This is a genomic window from Halobellus marinus, from assembly GCF_032113415.1.
Lineage (GTDB): Archaea > Halobacteriota > Halobacteria > Halobacteriales > Haloferacaceae > Haloquadratum > Haloquadratum marinus.
The window spans coordinates 3,508,390-3,526,311 of record NZ_CP134946.1; the positions used below are offsets into that span (position 1 = coordinate 3,508,390).

Annotated in this window: 20 protein-coding genes and 2 pseudogenes; 12 read left to right on the top strand and 10 right to left on the bottom strand. The window is 61.1% G+C overall.

The annotated features are described in order from the left end of the window. Window positions 1-88: 88 nt before the first annotated feature. Window positions 89-1,351 carry an isocitrate dehydrogenase (NADP(+)) gene (gene icd, locus RJT37_RS17415; protein ID WP_313686451.1) on the bottom strand — a complete coding sequence of 421 codons (1,263 nt, stop codon included), beginning with the start codon at window positions 1,349-1,351 and terminating at the stop codon, window positions 89-91. Window positions 1,352-1,606: 255 nt separating this feature from the next. Between icd and RJT37_RS17420 the strand changes: the two genes are divergently transcribed. Next, complete coding sequence (locus RJT37_RS17420; protein WP_313686452.1) at window positions 1,607-2,257, top strand: DsbA family oxidoreductase; 651 nt, start codon at window positions 1,607-1,609, stop codon at window positions 2,255-2,257. A 50-nt stretch (window positions 2,258-2,307) separates the two neighbouring features. Here the strand turns inward: RJT37_RS17420 and RJT37_RS17425 are convergent, their stop codons facing one another. Then, window positions 2,308-2,715 (bottom strand): winged helix-turn-helix transcriptional regulator, encoded by a 408-nt coding sequence (locus RJT37_RS17425; RefSeq protein ID WP_313690038.1) that lies wholly within the window; start codon window positions 2,713-2,715, stop codon window positions 2,308-2,310. Between the two features lie 98 nt (window positions 2,716-2,813). On the opposite strand from RJT37_RS17425, the gene RJT37_RS17430 reads away from it, so the two are divergent. From RJT37_RS17430 to RJT37_RS17450, 5 genes and pseudogenes are all read left to right on the top strand, one after another. Next, complete coding sequence (locus RJT37_RS17430) at window positions 2,814-3,893, top strand: ring-cleaving dioxygenase (RefSeq protein ID WP_313686453.1); 1,080 nt, start codon at window positions 2,814-2,816, stop codon at window positions 3,891-3,893. An 8-nt stretch (window positions 3,894-3,901) separates the two neighbouring features. Continuing rightward, complete coding sequence (locus tag RJT37_RS17435; protein ID WP_313686455.1) at window positions 3,902-4,549, top strand: alpha/beta hydrolase; 648 nt, start codon at window positions 3,902-3,904, stop codon at window positions 4,547-4,549. 82 nt (window positions 4,550-4,631) lie between these two features. Further along, window positions 4,632-5,522: a type II methionyl aminopeptidase gene (map, locus tag RJT37_RS17440; protein ID WP_313686457.1), complete on the top strand. Its 891-nt coding sequence runs from the start codon at window positions 4,632-4,634 to the stop codon at window positions 5,520-5,522. 3 nt (window positions 5,523-5,525) lie between these two features. Then, window positions 5,526-6,089 (top strand): HIT family protein, encoded by a 564-nt coding sequence (locus RJT37_RS17445; protein WP_313686459.1) that lies wholly within the window; start codon window positions 5,526-5,528, stop codon window positions 6,087-6,089. 488 nt (window positions 6,090-6,577) lie between these two features. Beyond that, window positions 6,578-7,381: pseudogene (locus RJT37_RS17450) on the top strand (cation diffusion facilitator family transporter); the annotation flags it as partial. Window positions 7,382-7,521: 140 nt separating this feature from the next. Here the strand turns inward: RJT37_RS17450 and RJT37_RS17455 are convergent. After that, window positions 7,522-8,874 carry a tRNA (N(6)-L-threonylcarbamoyladenosine(37)-C(2))-methylthiotransferase gene (locus RJT37_RS17455; protein ID WP_313686461.1) on the bottom strand — a complete coding sequence of 451 codons (1,353 nt, stop codon included), beginning with the start codon at window positions 8,872-8,874 and terminating at the stop codon, window positions 7,522-7,524. Between the two features lie 395 nt (window positions 8,875-9,269). After that, complete coding sequence (locus RJT37_RS17460) at window positions 9,270-9,626, bottom strand: DUF8165 family protein (protein WP_313686463.1); 357 nt, start codon at window positions 9,624-9,626, stop codon at window positions 9,270-9,272. A gap of 120 nt (window positions 9,627-9,746) precedes the next feature. Here RJT37_RS17460 and RJT37_RS17465 point away from each other — a divergent pair, with 120 nt between their 5' ends. Further along, window positions 9,747-10,595, top strand: coding sequence for a CBS domain-containing protein (locus RJT37_RS17465; protein ID WP_313686465.1), 849 nt, complete (start codon window positions 9,747-9,749; stop codon window positions 10,593-10,595). 12 nt (window positions 10,596-10,607) lie between these two features. On the opposite strand, the gene RJT37_RS17470 is transcribed toward RJT37_RS17465, so the two are convergent. Further along, the gene (locus tag RJT37_RS17470) at window positions 10,608-11,633 is read right to left on the bottom strand and encodes a PDDEXK family nuclease (RefSeq protein ID WP_313686467.1); all 1,026 of its coding nucleotides are present in this window, start codon (window positions 11,631-11,633) and stop codon (window positions 10,608-10,610) included. Between the two features lie 206 nt (window positions 11,634-11,839). Between RJT37_RS17470 and RJT37_RS20555 the strand changes: the two are divergent. Beyond that, a pseudogene (locus RJT37_RS20555) lies at window positions 11,840-12,010 on the top strand (HNH endonuclease); the annotation flags it as partial. 120 nt (window positions 12,011-12,130) lie between these two features. Then, window positions 12,131-12,658 carry a hypothetical protein gene (locus RJT37_RS17475; RefSeq protein WP_313686469.1) on the top strand — a complete coding sequence of 176 codons (528 nt, stop codon included), beginning with the start codon at window positions 12,131-12,133 and terminating at the stop codon, window positions 12,656-12,658. Between the two features lie 48 nt (window positions 12,659-12,706). On the opposite strand, the gene RJT37_RS17480 is transcribed toward RJT37_RS17475, so the two are convergent. From RJT37_RS17480 to RJT37_RS20810, 3 genes are all read right to left on the bottom strand, one after another. Then, window positions 12,707-13,576, bottom strand: coding sequence for a hypothetical protein (locus RJT37_RS17480; protein WP_313686471.1), 870 nt, complete (start codon window positions 13,574-13,576; stop codon window positions 12,707-12,709). A 139-nt stretch (window positions 13,577-13,715) separates the two neighbouring features. Beyond that, the gene (locus RJT37_RS20725; RefSeq protein WP_390209143.1) at window positions 13,716-13,832 is read right to left on the bottom strand and encodes a hypothetical protein; all 117 of its coding nucleotides are present in this window, start codon (window positions 13,830-13,832) and stop codon (window positions 13,716-13,718) included. 56 nt (window positions 13,833-13,888) lie between these two features. Beyond that, window positions 13,889-14,050, bottom strand: a complete 162-nt coding sequence (locus RJT37_RS20810) for a DUF7837 family putative zinc-binding protein (protein WP_465260722.1) — start codon at window positions 14,048-14,050, stop codon at window positions 13,889-13,891. Window positions 14,051-14,323: 273 nt separating this feature from the next. On the opposite strand from RJT37_RS20810, the gene RJT37_RS17485 reads away from it, so the two are divergent. From RJT37_RS17485 to RJT37_RS17495, 3 genes are all read left to right on the top strand, one after another. Further along, the gene (locus tag RJT37_RS17485) at window positions 14,324-14,746 is read left to right on the top strand and encodes a hypothetical protein (RefSeq protein WP_313686472.1); all 423 of its coding nucleotides are present in this window, start codon (window positions 14,324-14,326) and stop codon (window positions 14,744-14,746) included. A gap of 71 nt (window positions 14,747-14,817) precedes the next feature. Then, on the top strand, window positions 14,818-15,468 hold the full coding sequence (locus RJT37_RS17490) for a ribonuclease H-like domain-containing protein (RefSeq protein WP_313686474.1): 651 nt from the start codon (window positions 14,818-14,820) through the stop codon (window positions 15,466-15,468). Between the two features lie 31 nt (window positions 15,469-15,499). Then, window positions 15,500-15,721, top strand: coding sequence for a DUF8139 family protein (locus RJT37_RS17495; protein WP_313686476.1), 222 nt, complete (start codon window positions 15,500-15,502; stop codon window positions 15,719-15,721). A 6-nt stretch (window positions 15,722-15,727) separates the two neighbouring features. On the opposite strand, the gene RJT37_RS17500 is transcribed toward RJT37_RS17495, so the two are convergent. Together RJT37_RS17500 and RJT37_RS17505 are read right to left on the bottom strand one after the other, a co-directional pair. Further along, window positions 15,728-16,678: a hypothetical protein gene (locus RJT37_RS17500; RefSeq protein ID WP_313686478.1), complete on the bottom strand. Its 951-nt coding sequence runs from the start codon at window positions 16,676-16,678 to the stop codon at window positions 15,728-15,730. Between the two features lie 2 nt (window positions 16,679-16,680). Continuing rightward, window positions 16,681-17,856 (bottom strand): hypothetical protein, encoded by a 1,176-nt coding sequence (locus tag RJT37_RS17505; RefSeq protein WP_313686480.1) that lies wholly within the window; start codon window positions 17,854-17,856, stop codon window positions 16,681-16,683. Between the last annotated feature and the right edge of the window lie 66 nt (window positions 17,857-17,922).

Consider the following 17,922-nt stretch of genomic DNA (forward strand, 5'->3'; position numbering starts at 1 on the left):
CCGGGGTCGCGAATATCTTGAAATAGGGACAGCCGACAGTATGAGTCGATCCGGGAGAACACTGCGGCCTGCCGGGCCGCCCGAGTAATCAGGCCAGACCGTGAATGTTCTCGACGACCGCCTCGGCGAACTCGGAGGTCGAGAGCTTCGTGCCGCCCTCGATCTGTCGGTGGAGGTCGTAGGTGACCTCCCCCGAGGAGATGGTCTCCTCGACGGCGTCACGGATGAGTTGTCCGGCGTCCTTCCAGCCGAGGTACTCGAACAGCTCCCGGCCCGAGAGGATCATCGCCGTCGGGTTCACCTTGTCCTCGCCCGCGTACTTGGGCGCGGAGCCGTGGACCGGCTCGGCCAGACAGAGACCCTGGCCGTAGTTCGCGCCCGGCGCGATGCCGAGACCACCGATCTGCGCGCCGGCGGCGTCGGACATGTAGTCCCCGTTGAGGTTCATCGTCGCGATGACGTCGTACTCGCTCGTCCGGGTGAGGAGTTGCTGGAGCATGTTGTCCGCGATGCGGTCGTTGACGACGAGCGTCCCCTCGGGCGCCTCGCCGTCGTACTCCTCCCAGAGTTCGTCCTCGACGATCACGTCGTCGCCGTACTCCTCGTCGGCGACCTCGTAGCCCCAGTCGCGGAACGCGCCCTCGGTGAACTTCATGATGTTCCCCTTGTGGACCAGCGTGACGGTGTCGCGGTCGTTCTCGAGTGCGTAATCGATGGCCTCACGGACCAGCCGCTTCGTGCCGAACTCGGTGATCGGCTTGACGCCGATGCCGACGGGGCCGTCGTGGATCACGTCGTCTTCGCCCATCTCCTCTTCGACGAACTGCTTTACCTGCTGGACCTCGTCGGTGCCGGCCTCCCACTCGATGCCGGCGTAGACGTCCTCGGTGTTCTCCCGGAACGTGACCATATCCATCTCGCCGGGGTTCTTGACGGGCGAGGGAACGCCGTCGATGTGATAGGTCGGGCGAACGTTCGCATAGAGGTCGAGTTTCTTGCGGAGCGCGACGTTCAGCGAGCGGAAGCCGGCGCCGACCGGCGTCGTGAGCGGCCCCTTGATCGCGGCGCGGTGCTCACGGATCGCCTGCACCGTGTCCTCGGGGAGGTTTTCGCCGTACTTCTCCCGAGCAGACCCACCGGCGTAGAGGCGCATCCACGCGACAGAGCGGCCCGTCGCCTCCGCGGCGGCGTCGAGAACCTTCTGTGCGGCCGGGCCGACGTCGGTGCCGATTCCGTCCCCGTGGATGATCGGGATGATCGGCGTGTCCGGCACGTCGAGTTCCCCGGTCTCCTCGTCGGCGAGCGTGATCTTCTCCCCTGTGTCGGGGACTTCGATCTGGTCGTAGCTCATAAACATCCGGCTCTTTCCGCACCGGCACTAAATTACTGCCGTTATCGCTCCGAGCGCGCGCAATTCTTGCGGCAGCCTGCGAGGTTTTGACGCTTCTGCCGACACCGCGCCGGTCGTGTCCGGGACGAACACTGATACTGATTACTCTCGTCTCTTCCCGCCGAGCGCCGCCACCGGGGATGGCGCTCGGCGGTAAAAAGTGAGAGTAATCAGTATGACGGGTGGGGTTCTTGTGCGCAGGTCCCCTTCGGGGAGATGATGACTGACGCCGACGCGGAGTCGACGACCGAGCGGATCACGATCTACTCCGATTACGTCTGTCCGTTCTGCTATCTCGGGCGACGATCGCTCGCGGAGTACCAGGACGGACGCGAGGAAGAACTGCGGATCGACTGGCAGCCCTACGATCTCCGTGCGGGCAAGCGAAACCCGGACGGCACGATCGACCACGACGTCGACGACGGGAAAGACGAGTCGTACTACGAGCAGGCGAAAAAGAACGTCCGGCGCCTGCAGGAGGAGTACGGCGCCGACGAGATGGAACTGGACCTCGCGACCGAGGTCGACTCCCTGCCCGCACAGCTCGTCTCGGTCGCGGTCCGGGAGCAATACGATCACGAGACCTGGCTCGACTTCGACGAGGCCGTCTTCGCGGCCCTCTGGCACGACGGCCGCGACATCGGCGATGCGGACGTGCTGGTCGACCTCGCCGACGACGTCGGCGTCGACGAGTCTGACGTCCGCGACGCCCTCGCGGACGAGGAACGCCGGGCGGCGCTCAGAGAACAGTTCCGCGAGGCCCGTGAGGCGAAGATTACGGGCGTGCCCACGTTCGTCTACGACGGCCGCGCCGCCCGCGGGGCCGTGCCGCCCGAGCAGCTACAGCGGCTCGTCGACGGCGTCTGAGCAGCGCCGGCACGATCGGCGGAAAAACAGCTCTCCGACGGCCCGGGCACTCACTCCTCGGCGTCGCTTGCGGCCGACGAATCACCTTCAGCGCCGCCGTCGGTCGCGACGGAGGCCGGATCCTCGCCCGTCGGCGTCGCCTCCAGCCACTCGTCGGCCCACTCCTCGATCTCGTCGAACACCGGGCAGAGCGACCGTCCCTTCGGCGTCAGCGAGTAGAACGTCGCGACCGGCGCGTCCTCCTCCAGCCGCCGGTTGACGAACCCGAGGTCCTGGAGGTCGTCGAGGACGCGGGAGAGCGTCCGGGAACTGGCGTCCGTCGAGCGTTTGAGTTCGTTGAACCGCTTTTCGCCCTCCTGGAGGTCGTGGAGGACGATCAGCCGCCACTGCGAGCCGATCTGTTCCAGCGAGTCGATCACCGAACACGCGTCGTCGACGTCGGACGTCTCTGGGGGCACTGATGTCACCTGGTGACTCCTTCGTCCGCGAACCTACAAATGGTTTCGCCTCTATAGTAGGTAACAGAGCGTTACTACGATTACGCCTTCTACCAACAATGCAAACCAACGGACTCCACCATGTTACGGCCGTCGCGGGCGACCCCCAGGCGAACCTGGATTTCTACACCGGAACACTCGGCCTGCGGTTCGTCAAGCGGACGGTCAACTTCGACGACACGACGACGTATCACCTCTACTACGGCGACGAGACGGGCTCGCCGGGCACCGCCTTCACCTTCTTCCCCTTCGCAGGAGCACGACCGGGACGCCCCGGCCGGGGACAGGCGGTCGCGACAGCCTTTGCCGTCCCCGACGGCAGCCTCGACTACTGGAGCGAACGGCTCGCAGCCTCGCCGGCGACCGTCGGCGACCGCCTGACGCGCTTCGGCGCGGGCGTGCTGCCGTTCGAGGATCCCGACGGCCAGCCCCTGGAACTCGTCGAGACCGACCCTGACGATTTGCCGATCGAGCCCTGGACCGGTGGCCCCGTACCCGACGACCGGGCGATCCGCGGGTTCTTCGGCGTCACGTTGCACTCCGCGAAGCCCGAGGCGACCGCGAACGTGCTCGACATCCTCGGTTTCGACCGCGTCGGAAGCGAGGACGACGGTGGAGAGCGGGTCCGCTACGTCGCCGCCGGCGATCACGCAACCGTCGTCGACGTCCTCCACCGGCACCCGCCGCGGGGCCGTCCCGGCGTCGGTACCGTGCACCACGTCGCGTTCCGTGCCGAAGACGAAACGGAGCAACTGCAGTGGCGTGACCGCCTCTCGGAGGCCGGCCAGTTCGTGACACCGCAGAAGGACCGGCAGTACTTCCAGTCGATCTACTTCCGGGAGCCCGGCGGGATCCTCTTCGAGATCGCGACCGACGGGCCGGGCTTCACTGTCGACGAGGACGTCGACGCGCTCGGCTCGGCACTCAAACTCCCCGAGTGGCTGGCGGACGAACGTGAGGGGATCGAGGCCGCGCTGCCGTCGCTCGATCCGCCCGAGTCCGGTGTCGATGCCGACCCCGGAACGGACGCACCGGACGGTGAAGCGGCGGCTTCGGCGAGCGATACGGTCGCGTCGGACGAGGAATCGGCGACCGCCGCGAGCGCCACGACCGCGCTCAACGGGGGGAAGAACCGATGAGCCATCGGATGCCCGGAGGCGACGACCCTCACGGGGATCAGCCGATTCGAACCGCTGGCGCCGCGCCGGACGAGGCCGACCTCGCGGTCGTGCTCGCCCACGGCCGCGGCGCCCGCGCCGACGGGATGCTCCAGTTCGCAACCGAGATCGATCGCGAGGGAGTCCACTACGCCGCGCCGCAGGCACAGCGCGGCACCTGGTACCCTAACCGTTTTCTCGCGCCGACCGACGCGAACCAGCCGCATCTCGACTCGGCACTGTCGCATCTCGGCCGCGCGGTCGAGGAAGCGCGGTCGGGCGGGCTACCCGCCGAGAAGGTCATCCTCGTCGGCTTCTCGCAGGGCGCGTGTCTGGTCTCCGACTTCGTCGCGCGCGATCCGCGCCGGTACGGCGGCGTCGTTCTCCTCTCGGGCGGACTGATCGGCGAGGAAGGTCGCGAGTTCGACTACGACGGCGACGTCGACGGAATGCCATTTTTCCTCGGCGTCAGCGACGACGACTCACATATCCCGATGTCGCGGGCCGAGGAGACCGTCGACGTCTTCGAGCGGCTTGACGCCGACGTGCGCTTCGATCGCTACAGCGGCCGCGGCCACGGGATCTTTCCCGAAGAGATCGAGTACCTCCGCGAACTCGTCGCGAGCGTCGCCGAGTAAGGCGGTGATCTCCTCGATCGCATTACTGCACGGCAACGGCTCCTTCGGAACCTCTTTGGGCCGTTCGACCGACTATCCGGGTATGAGCGACGGACCTCTCGACGAGGAGACGATGGAGAAGTACAGAGAGGCCGGGTCGGTTCTCCGGCAGGTACTCGACGAGGCGGCCGAACTGGTCGAACCGGGCGCAACCCACCTCGAGGTCGCGGAGTTCGCCGAGGAGCAGATCTACGACCGTGCCGACGGCCCCGCCTTCCCGGCGAACATCAGCGTCGACGAGGAAGCCTCCCACGCCTCGCCCGGGCGCGACGACGACACGGAGTTCGGCGAGGAGATGGTCTGTCTGGACTGCGGCGTCCACATCGACGGCTACATCGCCGACGCCGCCGTGACCGTCGACCTCTCCGGCAACCCCGAACTCGTGGAGGCCGCCGAGGAAGCGCTGGACGCGGCGCTCGATGCGGTCGCCCCGGGCGTCGAGACCGGCGAGGTCGGCGCCGCTATCGAGGACGTGATCCGCGGCTACGGCTACACGCCGATCCTGAACCTCTCGGGCCACGGCGTCGCCCAGTGGGACGCCCACACCGGGCCGACGATCCCGAACCGCGGGACCGACCGCGGCGTCGAACTCGAAGTCGGCGATGTGGTCGCGATCGAACCGTTCGCGACGACCGGCCGCGGGAAGGTCACCGAGGGCTCGAAGGAGGAGATCTACAGCCTCGAAAACGACCGGTCGGTCCGGAACCGGGCCGCCCGCCAGGTCCTCGAACAGGTGACCGAAAAGTACCGGACGCTGCCCTTCGCCGCCCGCTGGCTGGAGTCGGGGCGCGCGGAGATGGCGGTCAAGCGCCTGTCGCAGCAGGGTGTCCTTCACGGGTATCCGGTGCTAAAGGAGGACGACGGGGAACTCGTCGCCCAGGCGGAACACACCGTCGTGGTCACCGAAGACGGCTGTGAGATCCTGACCGCATAGCCGATGGAGCAGGTATTCGCACCCTGGCGGATCGAGTGGGTCGAACGCGACCCCGAAGAAAAGAACGTCGAGGGCTGTCCGTTCTGCGTGCTGCCCGAACGCGACGAGGACCGCGAGAGCCGGATCGTCGCCCGCAGCGAGCACTCGTTCGTGATTTTGAACAACTATCCCTACAGCCCCGGGCACGTGATGGTCATCCCCCGCCAGCACACCGGCGAGTGGGGGACGCTCTCGGACGCCGAACTGCTGGATCACGCCCGCCTGAAGATCGCGACGATCGACGCGCTGGACGCCGCACTCGGCCCGGATGGCATCAACGCGGGCGAGAACCTCGGCGGCGACGCCGCGGGCGGGTCGATCGACGACCACGTCCACACCCACCTCGTGCCGCGCTGGAGCGGCGATACGAACTTTATGCCCGTGATCGGCGAGACGCAGGTGATCGTCGAGGCGCTCGAAGACACCTACGATCGCCTCCACGAGGCGTTCGCTGGACTGCCGACGGCGACTGCGACGAGCGAGGACGCTGACCCGGAGCGGGCAGTCAGACTCGATCTCGACGGCTGAGTCGGCAGGCATCTCTGGAAAATACGCTTTAGCTCACCGTTCCCCTTAGCCCGAGGTTTATATACGAATCCGCGCCCAGATGCTCCGTGATCTGACGACAACCCCGCGTCGGGCCGCGGTTGTTCGGCACGTCGGCGCGGGATCGATGGCGACGACGCTGCGAGGGGGCGTCGTCGACGCGGGTGCCGACTGTACGCCACGAAATATACGGATCCGACGGTGCGGGATCAGCCTCGGCAAGCGACGGCTGTCGACGAACCGCCCGGGCGGGAATGGAAGGGGCCGCTCGCTCGACGACGGCGCGCGATGCAAGCACCGCAGCGAACGGAGTGAGCGAGGAGCGCAGCGAGCGCCCCGAGCGCCCCGAGTCGAGCGAGCGGGGGCTTCCGAGGACATACCTGTCCCTCATTCCACGACTTCACTCCAAACTAACCAGTACTCGTCTCGCGACCGAAGCGCCTTAGCCCTGGGAGCGGTACGCTCGGACGATGAGCGACGACCGGAGGCGCGTCGTGCGCCGCGTGGGCGCGGTCATCTTCGCAGTCAACCTGGCGCTCGTGCTCGCGAAAGGCGGTGTCTGGTGGGTCACCGGGAGCCTCGCTGTCGGGTCGGAGGCGGTCAACAGCCTCGCCGACTCCGTCTACAGCCTCGTGATCCTCGCGGGGCTGTACCTGACGACCCAGCCGCCGGACTTCGAGCACCCCCACGGCCACGAGCGGATCGAACCGTTCGTCTCGCTTTTCGTCGCTGTCGGCGTCTTCGCCGCGGGCGCGGCCGTCCTCTGGAACGCCGTCACCTCGGTGCTGAACGGGACCTACGGCGTCGAGGCGGGTGTGGCGGGCGTGGCCGTCTTGGCCGGGACAGCGGTCGCGAAGTACGGCCTCTATCGGTACTGTCTCCGGGTCGGCGAGGAACGGCACTCGCCGGCGGTCGTCGCCGCTGCCTTGGACAACCGCAACGACATCCTCACCGCCGGTGCGGCGCTCGTCGGTGTGCTTGGTGCCTCCTTCGGCGCACCGATCCTCGACCCGATCGCCGCCGGGGTCGTCTCCATCGGCATCTTCTACACCGGCTACGAGATCGTCCGCGACAACGTGAACTACCTCGTCGGCGCGGCGCCGCCGGAGGAGCTCCGCTCTCAGATCCTCGAACGCGCGCTCGAACACCCACAGGTCCGCGGCGCCCACGACGTCGTGGCCCACTACGTCGGGCCGGAGGTCGACGTGAGCCTCCACATCGAGGTGGAGGGTGATATGACCCTCTTCGAGGCCCACGACATCGAATCCGCGGTCGTCGAGTCGATCCGGGAGATGCCGGAGATCGACGACGTGTTCGTCCACGTGGATCCGAAGGAACTCGGCGAGTGGAAGGAGGATTCGGAGGCCGATCGGCTCATCGGCACGGCCATCGCGCGGGATCGCGGCGACGTCTCTCAGTCGGAGTCCACCGACGGGCGCTCGACGGCGGCCGACTCCGTCTCCCCGTCCGCCGCAGACGAGGAGGTAGCCGATGCCGACGCGGACGCGACTGACTCGAGCGGCTCGCCGAACGCGTAGACCGTCTGGTGGCTCGTCACCTCGACGGTCAGGAAGTCCCCGGGATCGATCCCGTGGTCGCTCGCGTTTCGGACGATGACCTGCCGGTAGGCCCCGTCGCGACACTTCATCGAGTCGCCGGTTCCCTCCCGGACGGCCATCACCCGGCGGGTCTCGCCGACCATCGACTCGTAGGCCTCGGCGACAACGTCCATCTTCAGGTCGGACATCTCCTTCGAGCGCTCTTTCTTCACCGTTCCACCGAGACCCTTCAGGTCGGCAGCGTCGGTGCCGGGGCGCTTCGAGAAGCGCGTGATGTTGACCTTTTCCGGTCGAATTTCGCGGAATAGCTCCATACTCCGTTCGTGATCTTCGGCGGTCTCCGTGGGGAACCCCACGATGAAGTCGGTCGAGAGCGTCCAGTAGTCCAGCCGCGAATCGAACGTCTCGACGATCTCCCTGAATTTCTCGACGCGGTGCTGCCGGCGCATCTCCTCTAACACCTCGTCCGACCCCGACTGGACTGGTAGGTGGATGAAGTTGTACAGTTCGTCGTGGCGGGCGAAGACATCAGCCAACTTCTCGCGGATCCCGTGGACACCACCGGGGTTTGCCATCCCCAGTCGGACTCGGAAGTCGCCGTCAATCTCTGTACAGATCCGATCGAGCAGCTCGGGGAGCTTCCGCTCGCCCGTATCCCAGCCGTACACACCAGTGTCCTGGCCGGTGATTCGGAGTTCCTTCGCGCCGGCGTGGACGAGCGCGCGGGCCTTCTCGACGTTCTCCTCGACCGGCGGGGAGTCGACGCGGCCGGTCGCGAACTTCGTGATGCAGTACGAGCAGTTCGACAGACAGCCGCGGGCGATCGGCAGGATCCCGACGACGCCGTCTAAGACGGGTTCGGTCCCCGGACCGGGCGTCGGACACTCGCCGTTCGTCACCGCTGCGGGCACGTCGTCCCAGTGGAGGATCTGCGCGTCGATTTCCTCCTCGCGGAACTCCTCGCCCTGCGCGAGCGCCATACAGCCGGTGATGATGAGATCTGCCGTGTCAGATTCGAGTTCTTTGGCCCGGCGGAGCATATTCTGCTCCGTCTTCTCGACCACCGTGCAGGTGTTCATAATGGCGACGTCGGCATCCTCCGGTCCCTCCACGGGGTAGTGGCCGGCATCGCGGAGCGCGCTCTCTATCTGCCGGCTCTCGCCGCGGTTGGAGGTACAGCCGTACGTCTCGATGTGGTATCGGGCCATTCGGTCTGTGGGTTCTACCAGACCAGCGGGCAAAAACACGGTGGTTCTCGGCGGCGATCCGATCGCCGAGGCTGGGGCTGCTCGGAATCGATGGGCGATCTACCGACGTTCGACGGTCGAAAAAGGTGGCCCGTCTCCGGGTCAGTTGAACATCTGGCGCATCATCGGGATACTATGTAGAAATAGTATACATAGACAGTCGGCGTAGGCAACGAAGTCAAGACGTCTCCGATCAGTCGGGTCATAATTCTTGACGGCAGCAGAAAATGACGGAACGAAGAACTATGCTCTTGGCGGTTCCCAACCGGACGTTCTTGAGGAAACGAATGCTGTCCCAGAGAGCGAGGAAACTATTGATGACGGGAACTCCTGATACTGTCGAGTGTGACCGTAGGTCAGGCGTCTGTAAATTCGGCAATTGAGTGGTTCGGGCTGTCAGTGTTCCACTTCCCGATCTGAATGAGGTCGTAAGTGTCGAGGGAAGCCTCAACCTCCTCGCCGAGTTGTGCCTGAACCGTCGATGGGAGACTATCGACGAGAATCGCAGTGAGTGCGTGCTGAGTGAGGAAGTAACTGGTAGCGAGGCTCGTCGGGGCGATAACGATGACGTCTGCGGCATCGATGTCGTCGAGTGCGAGCTGGGCATCACGATGCTGGAGCACGGTTGCATCGAGTTCATCGACGGGGAATAGCCCATCCGCATTCCCGTAGTCGATACTCGCCCCCGCCGACCCGAAATGCCCTTCGAGCATAACTAAAAGTAAATATATTCTCATCACGCATTAAACCTGTGGTGGATAGCCCCTATGCTTCTCGACTCCAACGGCTCTCGCTCCCACAGCTTGACCATCCCAGCCGCCTCACCTGTCGGTATGCCCCGCGATTTGTATGAGTGCACAGCGGCCGAACTCGCCACGCACTCGGTGGAGTCCCTCGACCGCGACACATCACCAGACGTCGCCGCCGCGTGGCTCGATGAGAACGGCTACGACGCTGCCCCCATCTACGACGCAGACGACCCAGTCGGGTTCCTGCACACAGACGACGTCACCACGGACGACGACGGCGATACCCTCGACGACTATATCACCCCGCTGACCATCGACTACATGATCAGCGGCGACGCCGCATTCCCCGCCGTCCTCGATGCCCTCATCGAGCACCCTGTCTACTTCCTCGGTGGCCACAACCACGTCACCGGCATCCTCACTCGAGCCGACCTCAACACCTCCCCGGCACGCATCTACCTCTTTGACCGCATCACCTACCTCGAAGAACACCTCCGCGAACTCATCATCGATCAAAAGCCCGACTGGAAAAAAGCCCCTGTCACGCCAGAGGAACTCGACGGCATCAAAGACCGATACGAAGACGCGGAAGCCGCCAACGTCGCCTTAGACGAAATCCACTACGCACAATTTTCGACCCTCGAAACCATCGTCACCAGTGTCGAAGCCTGCTGGGAAACCTGCGGCTTCTCCACCAAAGGCGCTGCCGAGTCTCGGCTCCACGGAGTGACCGAACTCCGCAACGACGTCGCACACGCAAACCTCCTCGTCGAAAACACCGACAGCAACGACTTCCTCAGCAGCGGCCGTACGACAGAAAACCTCCTCAACACGCTCGAAACCATCAACGACGCCCTCACCCACCTACAAGACGCAGGGTACGATCCCGGAGCAACTCAGCAACAAGGCACGCAATCACATTCTGATCCCTAATATTGCAACGGTTCACCAGGACGGTTGGTTCAGAATGACCTCCATCTCGTATTCATACATCGTTAACTCAGGAACCGCGGAAATCGCATATTCGAGTTTCTCCGATGGTTCACTCACGACGAGCCGCCCCTCAACGTCGGCGTCAGTGCTCACGCCTTCCAGATCTTCGAGGTGCTCATCAACCCAGCCAACATAACGCAGAAGTTGGCCCACCGCTCGATCACTGGTACTGCCTTTCTTCAATTCGAGGACACAGACAAGTTCTTTCGACGTATGCACGAGCAGTATATCCGGTCGGCCGATACCGGTTGAGAACTCGACCCCGGCTTCTGGATCGTCCGCATCGCTATAGATCTCCCACTCCTCGGAGAGTTCCATTTGATCCCAGTGATTGACGAGATACTGTTGGAGGTGCCGCTCTTTGACGAATTCTCCAGTAGATTCCGTATCCTCTCGCATCTCGCGGGGGTCCTCCTCAATTTCTACAAGATATCCGAGGAGCGCGTCGAGATCCCAGAGATCGAGGTCTAATTCATTGCTGAGGCCCAGTAGAACTTCGTTCACTCGCTCATATCGCTGACCGAAATCGCTCCCGTACTCGAAATCAGGCCAGATGTCCAACTGTTTGAGAGCCTCTTCCGAGCGGTTGTTCCAGACACCGTATTTCCCGGGATAGGCAGTCACGAGAATCGCAGAGATCGTCGCTTTCCCCATGCCATCGACTTTCTCCTTGGTGGCCTGGACACGCGACGAAAGATCTTGCTCCTCATCTATGAGCGTCTGCAATCCGTCTCTGAGCTGTTCCATGTCCTCCGTCATCATGGAGCGTTTCCGATGGAGACCGGTCCAGTGACGGTTGTTCTCGTATAGGAGGAACTCTTTGAACTCCTGTTCGGTGAGACTCCCGATCTCCTCAGACTGGAAGAGAGGGCGGTATTCGTCGAGAACAGAGTCTTTGTGTTCAATAGATTCCGGCGGATCTTCCCTCATATCCCTCTCCGCCGCTCGCAATCGTTCAACCGCTGAGTCAATATTCATAGGCCGTGATTTTCGCGGAGTCGTAATAACGCCTGTGTGGTGCCCCAACCTCTTTGTGAGTGCGTCCTGCCATCACAAGCAGATGGAATCAATACTGACGCAAACAGCATAACCGATATAGGGGGTTTTCCCCGCATGAAATCATACAATTGGTTCGAATCATTGAACCGCAAGAAGTAGACATAATCTAAATCTAGAAACAACATATGTCGTCTGAAAGGTATCCAAGCGACTGGGATCAACGCCGGAAACGTGTCTATCGGCGGGATGATTTTACGTGCGCAAACTGTGGACAATCTGGCGGACCTAAGGGCGACACCGAATTGCACGCGCATCACATAGTACCGATTAATAGTGGCGGCAACCACGCTACTTCCAATCTTGTTACTTTGTGCGAACATTGTCATCGAGCAATCCACACGGAGGCAGATGCTCCTACTGTATCCACACGAGAGTCCGTTGCTGAGGCCACTGATACACAGGAAGCGCTCAATATCATGGGAAGAGTAGCCGGAGAGTTCTTTGATGACCTGACGACATTAGCACAAACACTTGACGGCGTGACTGTTGCACCTGATGAGAGGACGCTCGATAAACTGTCTGAACACGCAGAAAGCCTTCGTCAGGGGAGCCCGCGGCTGAAGTCGAATCTCAATCAACTCGAGAACTTCGAACCACTATACCGTCGAGACGATAAACTAGCGGAACTCGTCGAACGTTACGTCAGTATCCACAGGGAGCTACTAGAACTTGCCGTTGAATGGCTTGAGCAAACTGAAGAAATCATAGACATACTTGGGGTTACGCGCCAAGCATCTTGTCCCAACTGTGCTGTCGGTATCGCTCGGGAAGATGGCACCTGCGACGAGTGCGGGGCGACACTGAATGTTCCCGAGGAGGATATCTGGACCGACTTTCGATCCACTCGGCAGAAATTGAATGAACTCGAAGACAGATTCATAGAAAAGAGTGATACTTCTGTTGAGGTGACCAATTCGATTACAAATCAGGTACAGGGCTGTTAAGTATAGAAGACACACGCTCTGTAAACATATTTTCTCGATACCTCACTGCTACTCGTTCATATTCGCGGTCAGTGCCGCGTTCGCAGCACGCCGCATCTTAGCAACTGTTGGAATGGAAGTTCCCTCGTCAATCATCTCCAGTAACGTCGTCGGGGGCTCTTCCGAGTCGCTAGGTGTATCTGGGTGTTTCAGTCGATTAACCATACTGCCCCACGCCTCCGCTTCGTCGTGATCGAGATCAGTTTCTTCTACGATCCGGTGTTCGGGACTCGTGCTATAACCGGAACACAAGACATTCTCGCAGACGTAGAAGAGGTTCGCAATACAGGTCCACCGCGTTCCGGTCAGGGCGTCGTCGTACATATGAAGCGCTATCATCATATCGACCTGTGGATTAGATGCGGCTTCGGACTCCCGAACTGCACGGACTCTTTCGTAGACGTTCGGAACGTCGCCAGTGATCGTAACGCGGTCGGGGACCTCCTTCGTCAGTGCGGACTGGATTCCCAATGCCCCCGCTGAAAGATGGTCCTTGTAATTGAACCGACCGCGTTCATCGACCTCGTGATATCCGCTGACAACGCGCCCCGGATTCTGAGCAAAGACTACAGGGTCGTCAGTACAGAGATTCAACGTCGTGACGAAATCGACGATGTCGCCGTAGTGTCGGAGTGGCTTATCAAGGTGATCGAACCACCCCTCTGCTACGACAGCCCACCAGTGGCGGTCTGAGTGGGGGACGGTTTGGTTTTTGATTCCATCGGGGGTTTTGAGCGGGATCTCGCTCTGCTGATCGATGCTAATTTCCGATGTTTCGACCTCTATCTCCTCGACGCTCGTTGCTTTCTCTTCCACGTACGGTAGTGTCCCCGTATGAAAATCGCTCAGGGGGCGCAGATAGAGGTCGATAGCCTTCATCGGTTCAAATGAGTGCCGTCCACGTAATGAAATTTGAGGAGAGGGGTTCTACGCGGAACTCGAGTCCGCAGAGGCGTTATTGACGAATGACTGAAGTTATGCAGACGTTCTGGCACCAGTCTTGGGGATTAAATAAACATCACTCGCGCGCAGGGACATCTCCAGTGGGATTCGGGAACTCACAGTGTCGCCGTAACGGACAGTCGTCGCAATCGGGGGAGCGCGCTGTGCACACCTGGCCTACGAAGTCGAGCATCGCGTGGAGAAAGTCACTGCTCCGACCGGCGGGAACGATCGTGTGAACGATAGCCGTCAGGTTGGGTGGACGACAGTGTTACAGTTCGGGCATTCTGCCCAGACAGCGGGCTGTCCGTCCGTTGTCTCGTATTCAATGAGGACGTCAATCCGTCGGATTGTTTCGCCGCAGTCGGGGCATGTTCCGAGATCTGTTGCGGATGGGGACGTTGCTGCCATGTTTAGCCTCTGGATAGTAGAGAGGGAACGAGCGTGTGACTTGTTGAGGGTTTGCACCCTCTGAATGTGGACTTGTACCGGCTGGGATAAATAGGCCAGCCAACCGCGCTGAAAGTGAAACCACTCGAAGTTAGCCGTATCACCCCTGTCTTCTGTCGGGAGTGTTTCCTTCAGAGCAAATTAGGCCACGATCCACCAGTCGTCAAGTACAAGAGGATCTCTCGAAACTCCGAGCGTTCATATCTACGCATAACCTGTCCCGTCGACGGACCTATGCAGCGCGATAGAAACTCCGGAAAAGCACTCGACGACCACGGCATCCCCGGACCACTCGACAATGCCGTTGCTGCTACGCTCGACGCCTACGACGAAAACCCCGGACGCAAGGGCCGCGACGAACTCCGCGAAGCCGTCGCGCGAATCCACCATGCCTTCCAGCGCGACTTCCATGAACTCGACACAACCGGGCCCGTCGCCTACTATAACGGTATGCTCGTGTACGTCCTCCCCCTCCCCGAATGGGAGAATCTCTGCACCGACCGCGAAATCTGGGCCAACGCCCGCTCGTGGACGCACCGCATCTACCTGCACGCAGCGCGCCGCGTCGCCGAGTCTGATCCGACCGTCGCATTCGACCACGCACGCGACCAATACCAAGGCGAAGATCGGCGCGTCGTAGTCGTTGAGCATCCGTAGCCGTGACCGGGGGCCGCCCGAAATGCCAACCGTTCATAAGTGAGAGATTCCTGCGACTTTGGTGATCCGCTATGACAGGGACAGTAGCGCTCGACATCGAAACGATCAGCCCGAACCTCGGTGACGGGGAAAACGTCGATTTCATGGACTCGCGGGACTTCCAGCTCGTTGCGGTCGGCGTTGGGCATCGCCTCACACCCGACAGCGACATCGAAATAGACGTCCTTTGGCGTTCCGGCATCGAAGACGGGGATGAATACGAACTTCTCTGCGAGCTCGTGTACTGGCTCACCGAACGTCACGCCGACGAACTAATCACGTACAACGGTGTGAACTTTGATCTGCGGCACATCCGCGGCCGTGCACAGATTCTCGCCGATGCAGTCGGCGACGAGACCCTCCCGGAAGCCGTCCACGTTGCGCTTCAGCGCCCGTCGTATCACCGCGATTTGATGCACGACATCATCTCCCAACACGGCTACCGTATGTCCCTAGAGGACGCCGTCGAAGAGCACACCGGCGCCCGACCGCCCGCATTCAGCTGGAACGGGGAAACGATTGGGAATGGTGACATCCCGCGGCTGGCGCAGAAATGGCTCACGCATCGCAGCGGGCTCGCTGACCTCGGAGACAGAGCACCACAACTGCGGAATACTCTGGAGAACTACATCCGCGCGGACATTGAGCCGCTCTTCCGGCTACACGACAATCTCGACCGGTGACGATTAGGACCCCGCCTGCCACCGTACGCGTATGCAGCGATTCTCTGAGGGTGACACGGTTCGAGTCGATATTCCCGATGAGACGGACCCTGACTTTGACCGCTGGCACGGGCGGCACGCGACGGTCGTGGAAGTCCTCGGAGATGACGCCGGCGAGGAGACTGGAGACGAGCGCGACGACGTGCTATACCGCGTCGAAGTCGAGAATGGTGACCGGATGGATTTCCGCTGGCGCGACCTACGACCAAAATAGCCGCTATTACCCAGCACCTCCCTCATTTTCGTCGGTGAACGACTCGAACGTCTCTTGGTCATCCTCTCGGAAGTAATCCTCTACGCGCTGCTCCATCACCATTTCTTCTACTCCAAGAATCGCGCCCATGTGTTCCCGTCGGAATTCATATCGATGCGTTCCAATCTCTTCGCACGCATCGATATCCTCCAGAAAGTCAAAGACTAAGTCTAAATCACCGGGGTTCACGTTATGCCGCGGCGCGAAATGGTCACGTATCTCTTCCCGCGAAACCACCACGCCATCGTCGTGATCCAACGCCTGCTCACCCCAAATATCCGTCACAGCAACCGCCAGAATCTCCGGTTCCATCCCCTCCGTGAGCATAATTTCATCCGGCGGATTCTCCGGGAGCGAGACACCGGCGCGAAGCGCTGATTGCATCGCACCATCGTCGTCGAACTCTCCAGCGAGCACCCGAAGGTCACCGCCGTAATCCTGCGTCATCAAGACAGCGTGTTCGGTGACTCGGGTAAGCGCGTCACGGAAATCCGCGGACTCACTCCGCGTCTCCTCCACGAACTCCTCGTCCATATCCTGGTAGACAATCACTGACTCCACCGCGGTCACAGAGCCGTCATATTCCGTTTTCTCCCGGACCTGCGCATTCTTCAGTTCCTCCTCGGCGGTCTCGATCGTCACCTTGTCGCACTCCTTCATCTGCCTGATATCGCGCTCATTGATATTGTGCCCGCTCTTGATTTCGCACAGCGCACACGTTGATCCGTCGTACAACACGATATCTGGCTCTGCTTCGATATCACGTCCTTCGGATTCGTCTTCGAAGACAGGGAACATCACCGGAATACGGACGCCGCGAGACGACAGTGGGGGGTCGGCACGCGCGGTGACAGCTGAATAAAACAGGTTGTAGGTGTTTACTTCGCGCCGTTGCCGCTCCCCAGCTGTCATCGTCATATCTACTGGACGGCCACCGGATTCTGCCGTTTTTGCAGCGAGTACGTCGAATCAAGCTCCTCGTAGACTTCGCGCACGAATTCACGAAGACTCAGAGCGGTTGTCGAATCACGTGCATACAACACGATATCTGGTGGCTCTAGAGCGACGTCGAATGTCTCGTCGTGCTCAGTGTCCCACACGCGGAGTTTCGTTCCGCCATCCCGGATACCATGCCGGTACCGGTTCCCGTTCAGTACGCGTGCCTCAAGCTCCTCAACGAGCTCTTCCGGCGTGGCATCGTCCCGATCCGGATTGGTGAGCTCCACAGCGGTGAATCCATTCACGGAGAACCCGTTATCCAGCGCGTCGAGTTCTGGCGGGAATTCGACGTCGAAACGCGCACGATCAAGTTCCTGGTAACCTTCTGTAATCCCGAGCAAGGTTTCGACGGCCTTCGGTTCTGACCCGTCTCGAACGGAGCGCATCGAGATCCGGCCGTTGTTTGTGTTCGCTCCCTGTATCGCCGTGCTCGGAGAGTTCGTTTGGTCAAAGTCGATGCGTGTGGGCTTCGCATCGAACGCTTCCTCAGCTTTCTCTAAGTCACCCGGTTCGGCGCCGGTGAATCGAAGTGTTGCATCGCGTTCCCGGTTCGGAGCGTGGTACTTCGCGGTAAATCCGGACACGCGTGAATCGCTGATATCGCCGGTGAGGTCCTCAAGGTCGTCTGCTGAGAGGTAGAGGCGTTCAATGCTTGGCAAATAGTCTAACAGCCGTTCGATGGTTTTGTCTCGCCAATCGGAATGTACGGTTGTGAGAACCCATAGATAGTCTTCCTCTCCACTCGGCCCGTTCGTGGTGACGAAGAGGAATTCGTCTTCACGACCTTTCTCCGGGGTAGTGATGGTGACGATCGAGATATCGTCATCGGCGATATCCTCGGAGAAGGTGTGTTCTTTGGCGAAGTTCGCAGCGTGACCGGTGATACGGTCGTCCTCGGTGAGTTGGTGCACCCAGTAATCGAGGTCCCCAATCTCGAATCCTTGGTTGTCGCAGAGATAGATATTAAGGTCGGTATCTCCCCCACTCCGTGTTTCTTTCTCATCCATATCCTCGTCGGTTTTCACGACGTATTCGACGAGGTTATGGAGAATATCGCGTTTTGATTTACCCTCGAAGTCGGCGGGGTCAAAGTCCATACTGGGGGTGCTCCGTGTGTGATGGTTTTGTCGGCAACCGTTTTATGCTACGATTCTGGTTTAGAC

Bases quoted from the DNA above. Each gene is read 5' to 3' on its own strand.
- icd (WP_313686451.1), bottom strand. From the start codon at position 1,351: ATGAGCTACGACCAGATCGAAGTCCCCGACACAGGGGAGAAGATCACG.
- RJT37_RS17420 (WP_313686452.1), top strand. From the start codon at position 1,607: ATGATGACTGACGCCGACGCGGAGTCGACGACCGAGCGGATCACGATC.
- RJT37_RS17430 (WP_313686453.1), top strand. From the start codon at position 2,814: ATGCAAACCAACGGACTCCACCATGTTACGGCCGTCGCGGGCGACCCC.
- RJT37_RS17435 (WP_313686455.1), top strand. From the start codon at position 3,902: ATGCCCGGAGGCGACGACCCTCACGGGGATCAGCCGATTCGAACCGCT.
- map (WP_313686457.1), top strand. From the start codon at position 4,632: ATGAGCGACGGACCTCTCGACGAGGAGACGATGGAGAAGTACAGAGAG.
- RJT37_RS17445 (WP_313686459.1), top strand. From the start codon at position 5,526: ATGGAGCAGGTATTCGCACCCTGGCGGATCGAGTGGGTCGAACGCGAC.
- RJT37_RS17455 (WP_313686461.1), bottom strand. From the start codon at position 8,874: ATGGCCCGATACCACATCGAGACGTACGGCTGTACCTCCAACCGCGGC.
- RJT37_RS17460 (WP_313686463.1), bottom strand. From the start codon at position 9,626: ATGCTCGAAGGGCATTTCGGGTCGGCGGGGGCGAGTATCGACTACGGG.
- RJT37_RS17465 (WP_313686465.1), top strand. From the start codon at position 9,747: ATGCCCCGCGATTTGTATGAGTGCACAGCGGCCGAACTCGCCACGCAC.
- RJT37_RS17470 (WP_313686467.1), bottom strand. From the start codon at position 11,633: ATGAATATTGACTCAGCGGTTGAACGATTGCGAGCGGCGGAGAGGGAT.
- RJT37_RS17475 (WP_313686469.1), top strand. From the start codon at position 12,131: ATGGGAAGAGTAGCCGGAGAGTTCTTTGATGACCTGACGACATTAGCA.
- RJT37_RS17480 (WP_313686471.1), bottom strand. From the start codon at position 13,576: ATGAAGGCTATCGACCTCTATCTGCGCCCCCTGAGCGATTTTCATACG.
- RJT37_RS20725 (WP_390209143.1), bottom strand. From the start codon at position 13,832: ATGCTCGACTTCGTAGGCCAGGTGTGCACAGCGCGCTCCCCCGATTGC.
- RJT37_RS20810 (WP_465260722.1), bottom strand. From the start codon at position 14,050: ATGGCAGCAACGTCCCCATCCGCAACAGATCTCGGAACATGCCCCGAC.
- RJT37_RS17485 (WP_313686472.1), top strand. From the start codon at position 14,324: ATGCAGCGCGATAGAAACTCCGGAAAAGCACTCGACGACCACGGCATC.
- RJT37_RS17490 (WP_313686474.1), top strand. From the start codon at position 14,818: ATGACAGGGACAGTAGCGCTCGACATCGAAACGATCAGCCCGAACCTC.
- RJT37_RS17495 (WP_313686476.1), top strand. From the start codon at position 15,500: ATGCAGCGATTCTCTGAGGGTGACACGGTTCGAGTCGATATTCCCGAT.
- RJT37_RS17500 (WP_313686478.1), bottom strand. From the start codon at position 16,678: ATGACGATGACAGCTGGGGAGCGGCAACGGCGCGAAGTAAACACCTAC.
- RJT37_RS17505 (WP_313686480.1), bottom strand. From the start codon at position 17,856: ATGGACTTTGACCCCGCCGACTTCGAGGGTAAATCAAAACGCGATATT.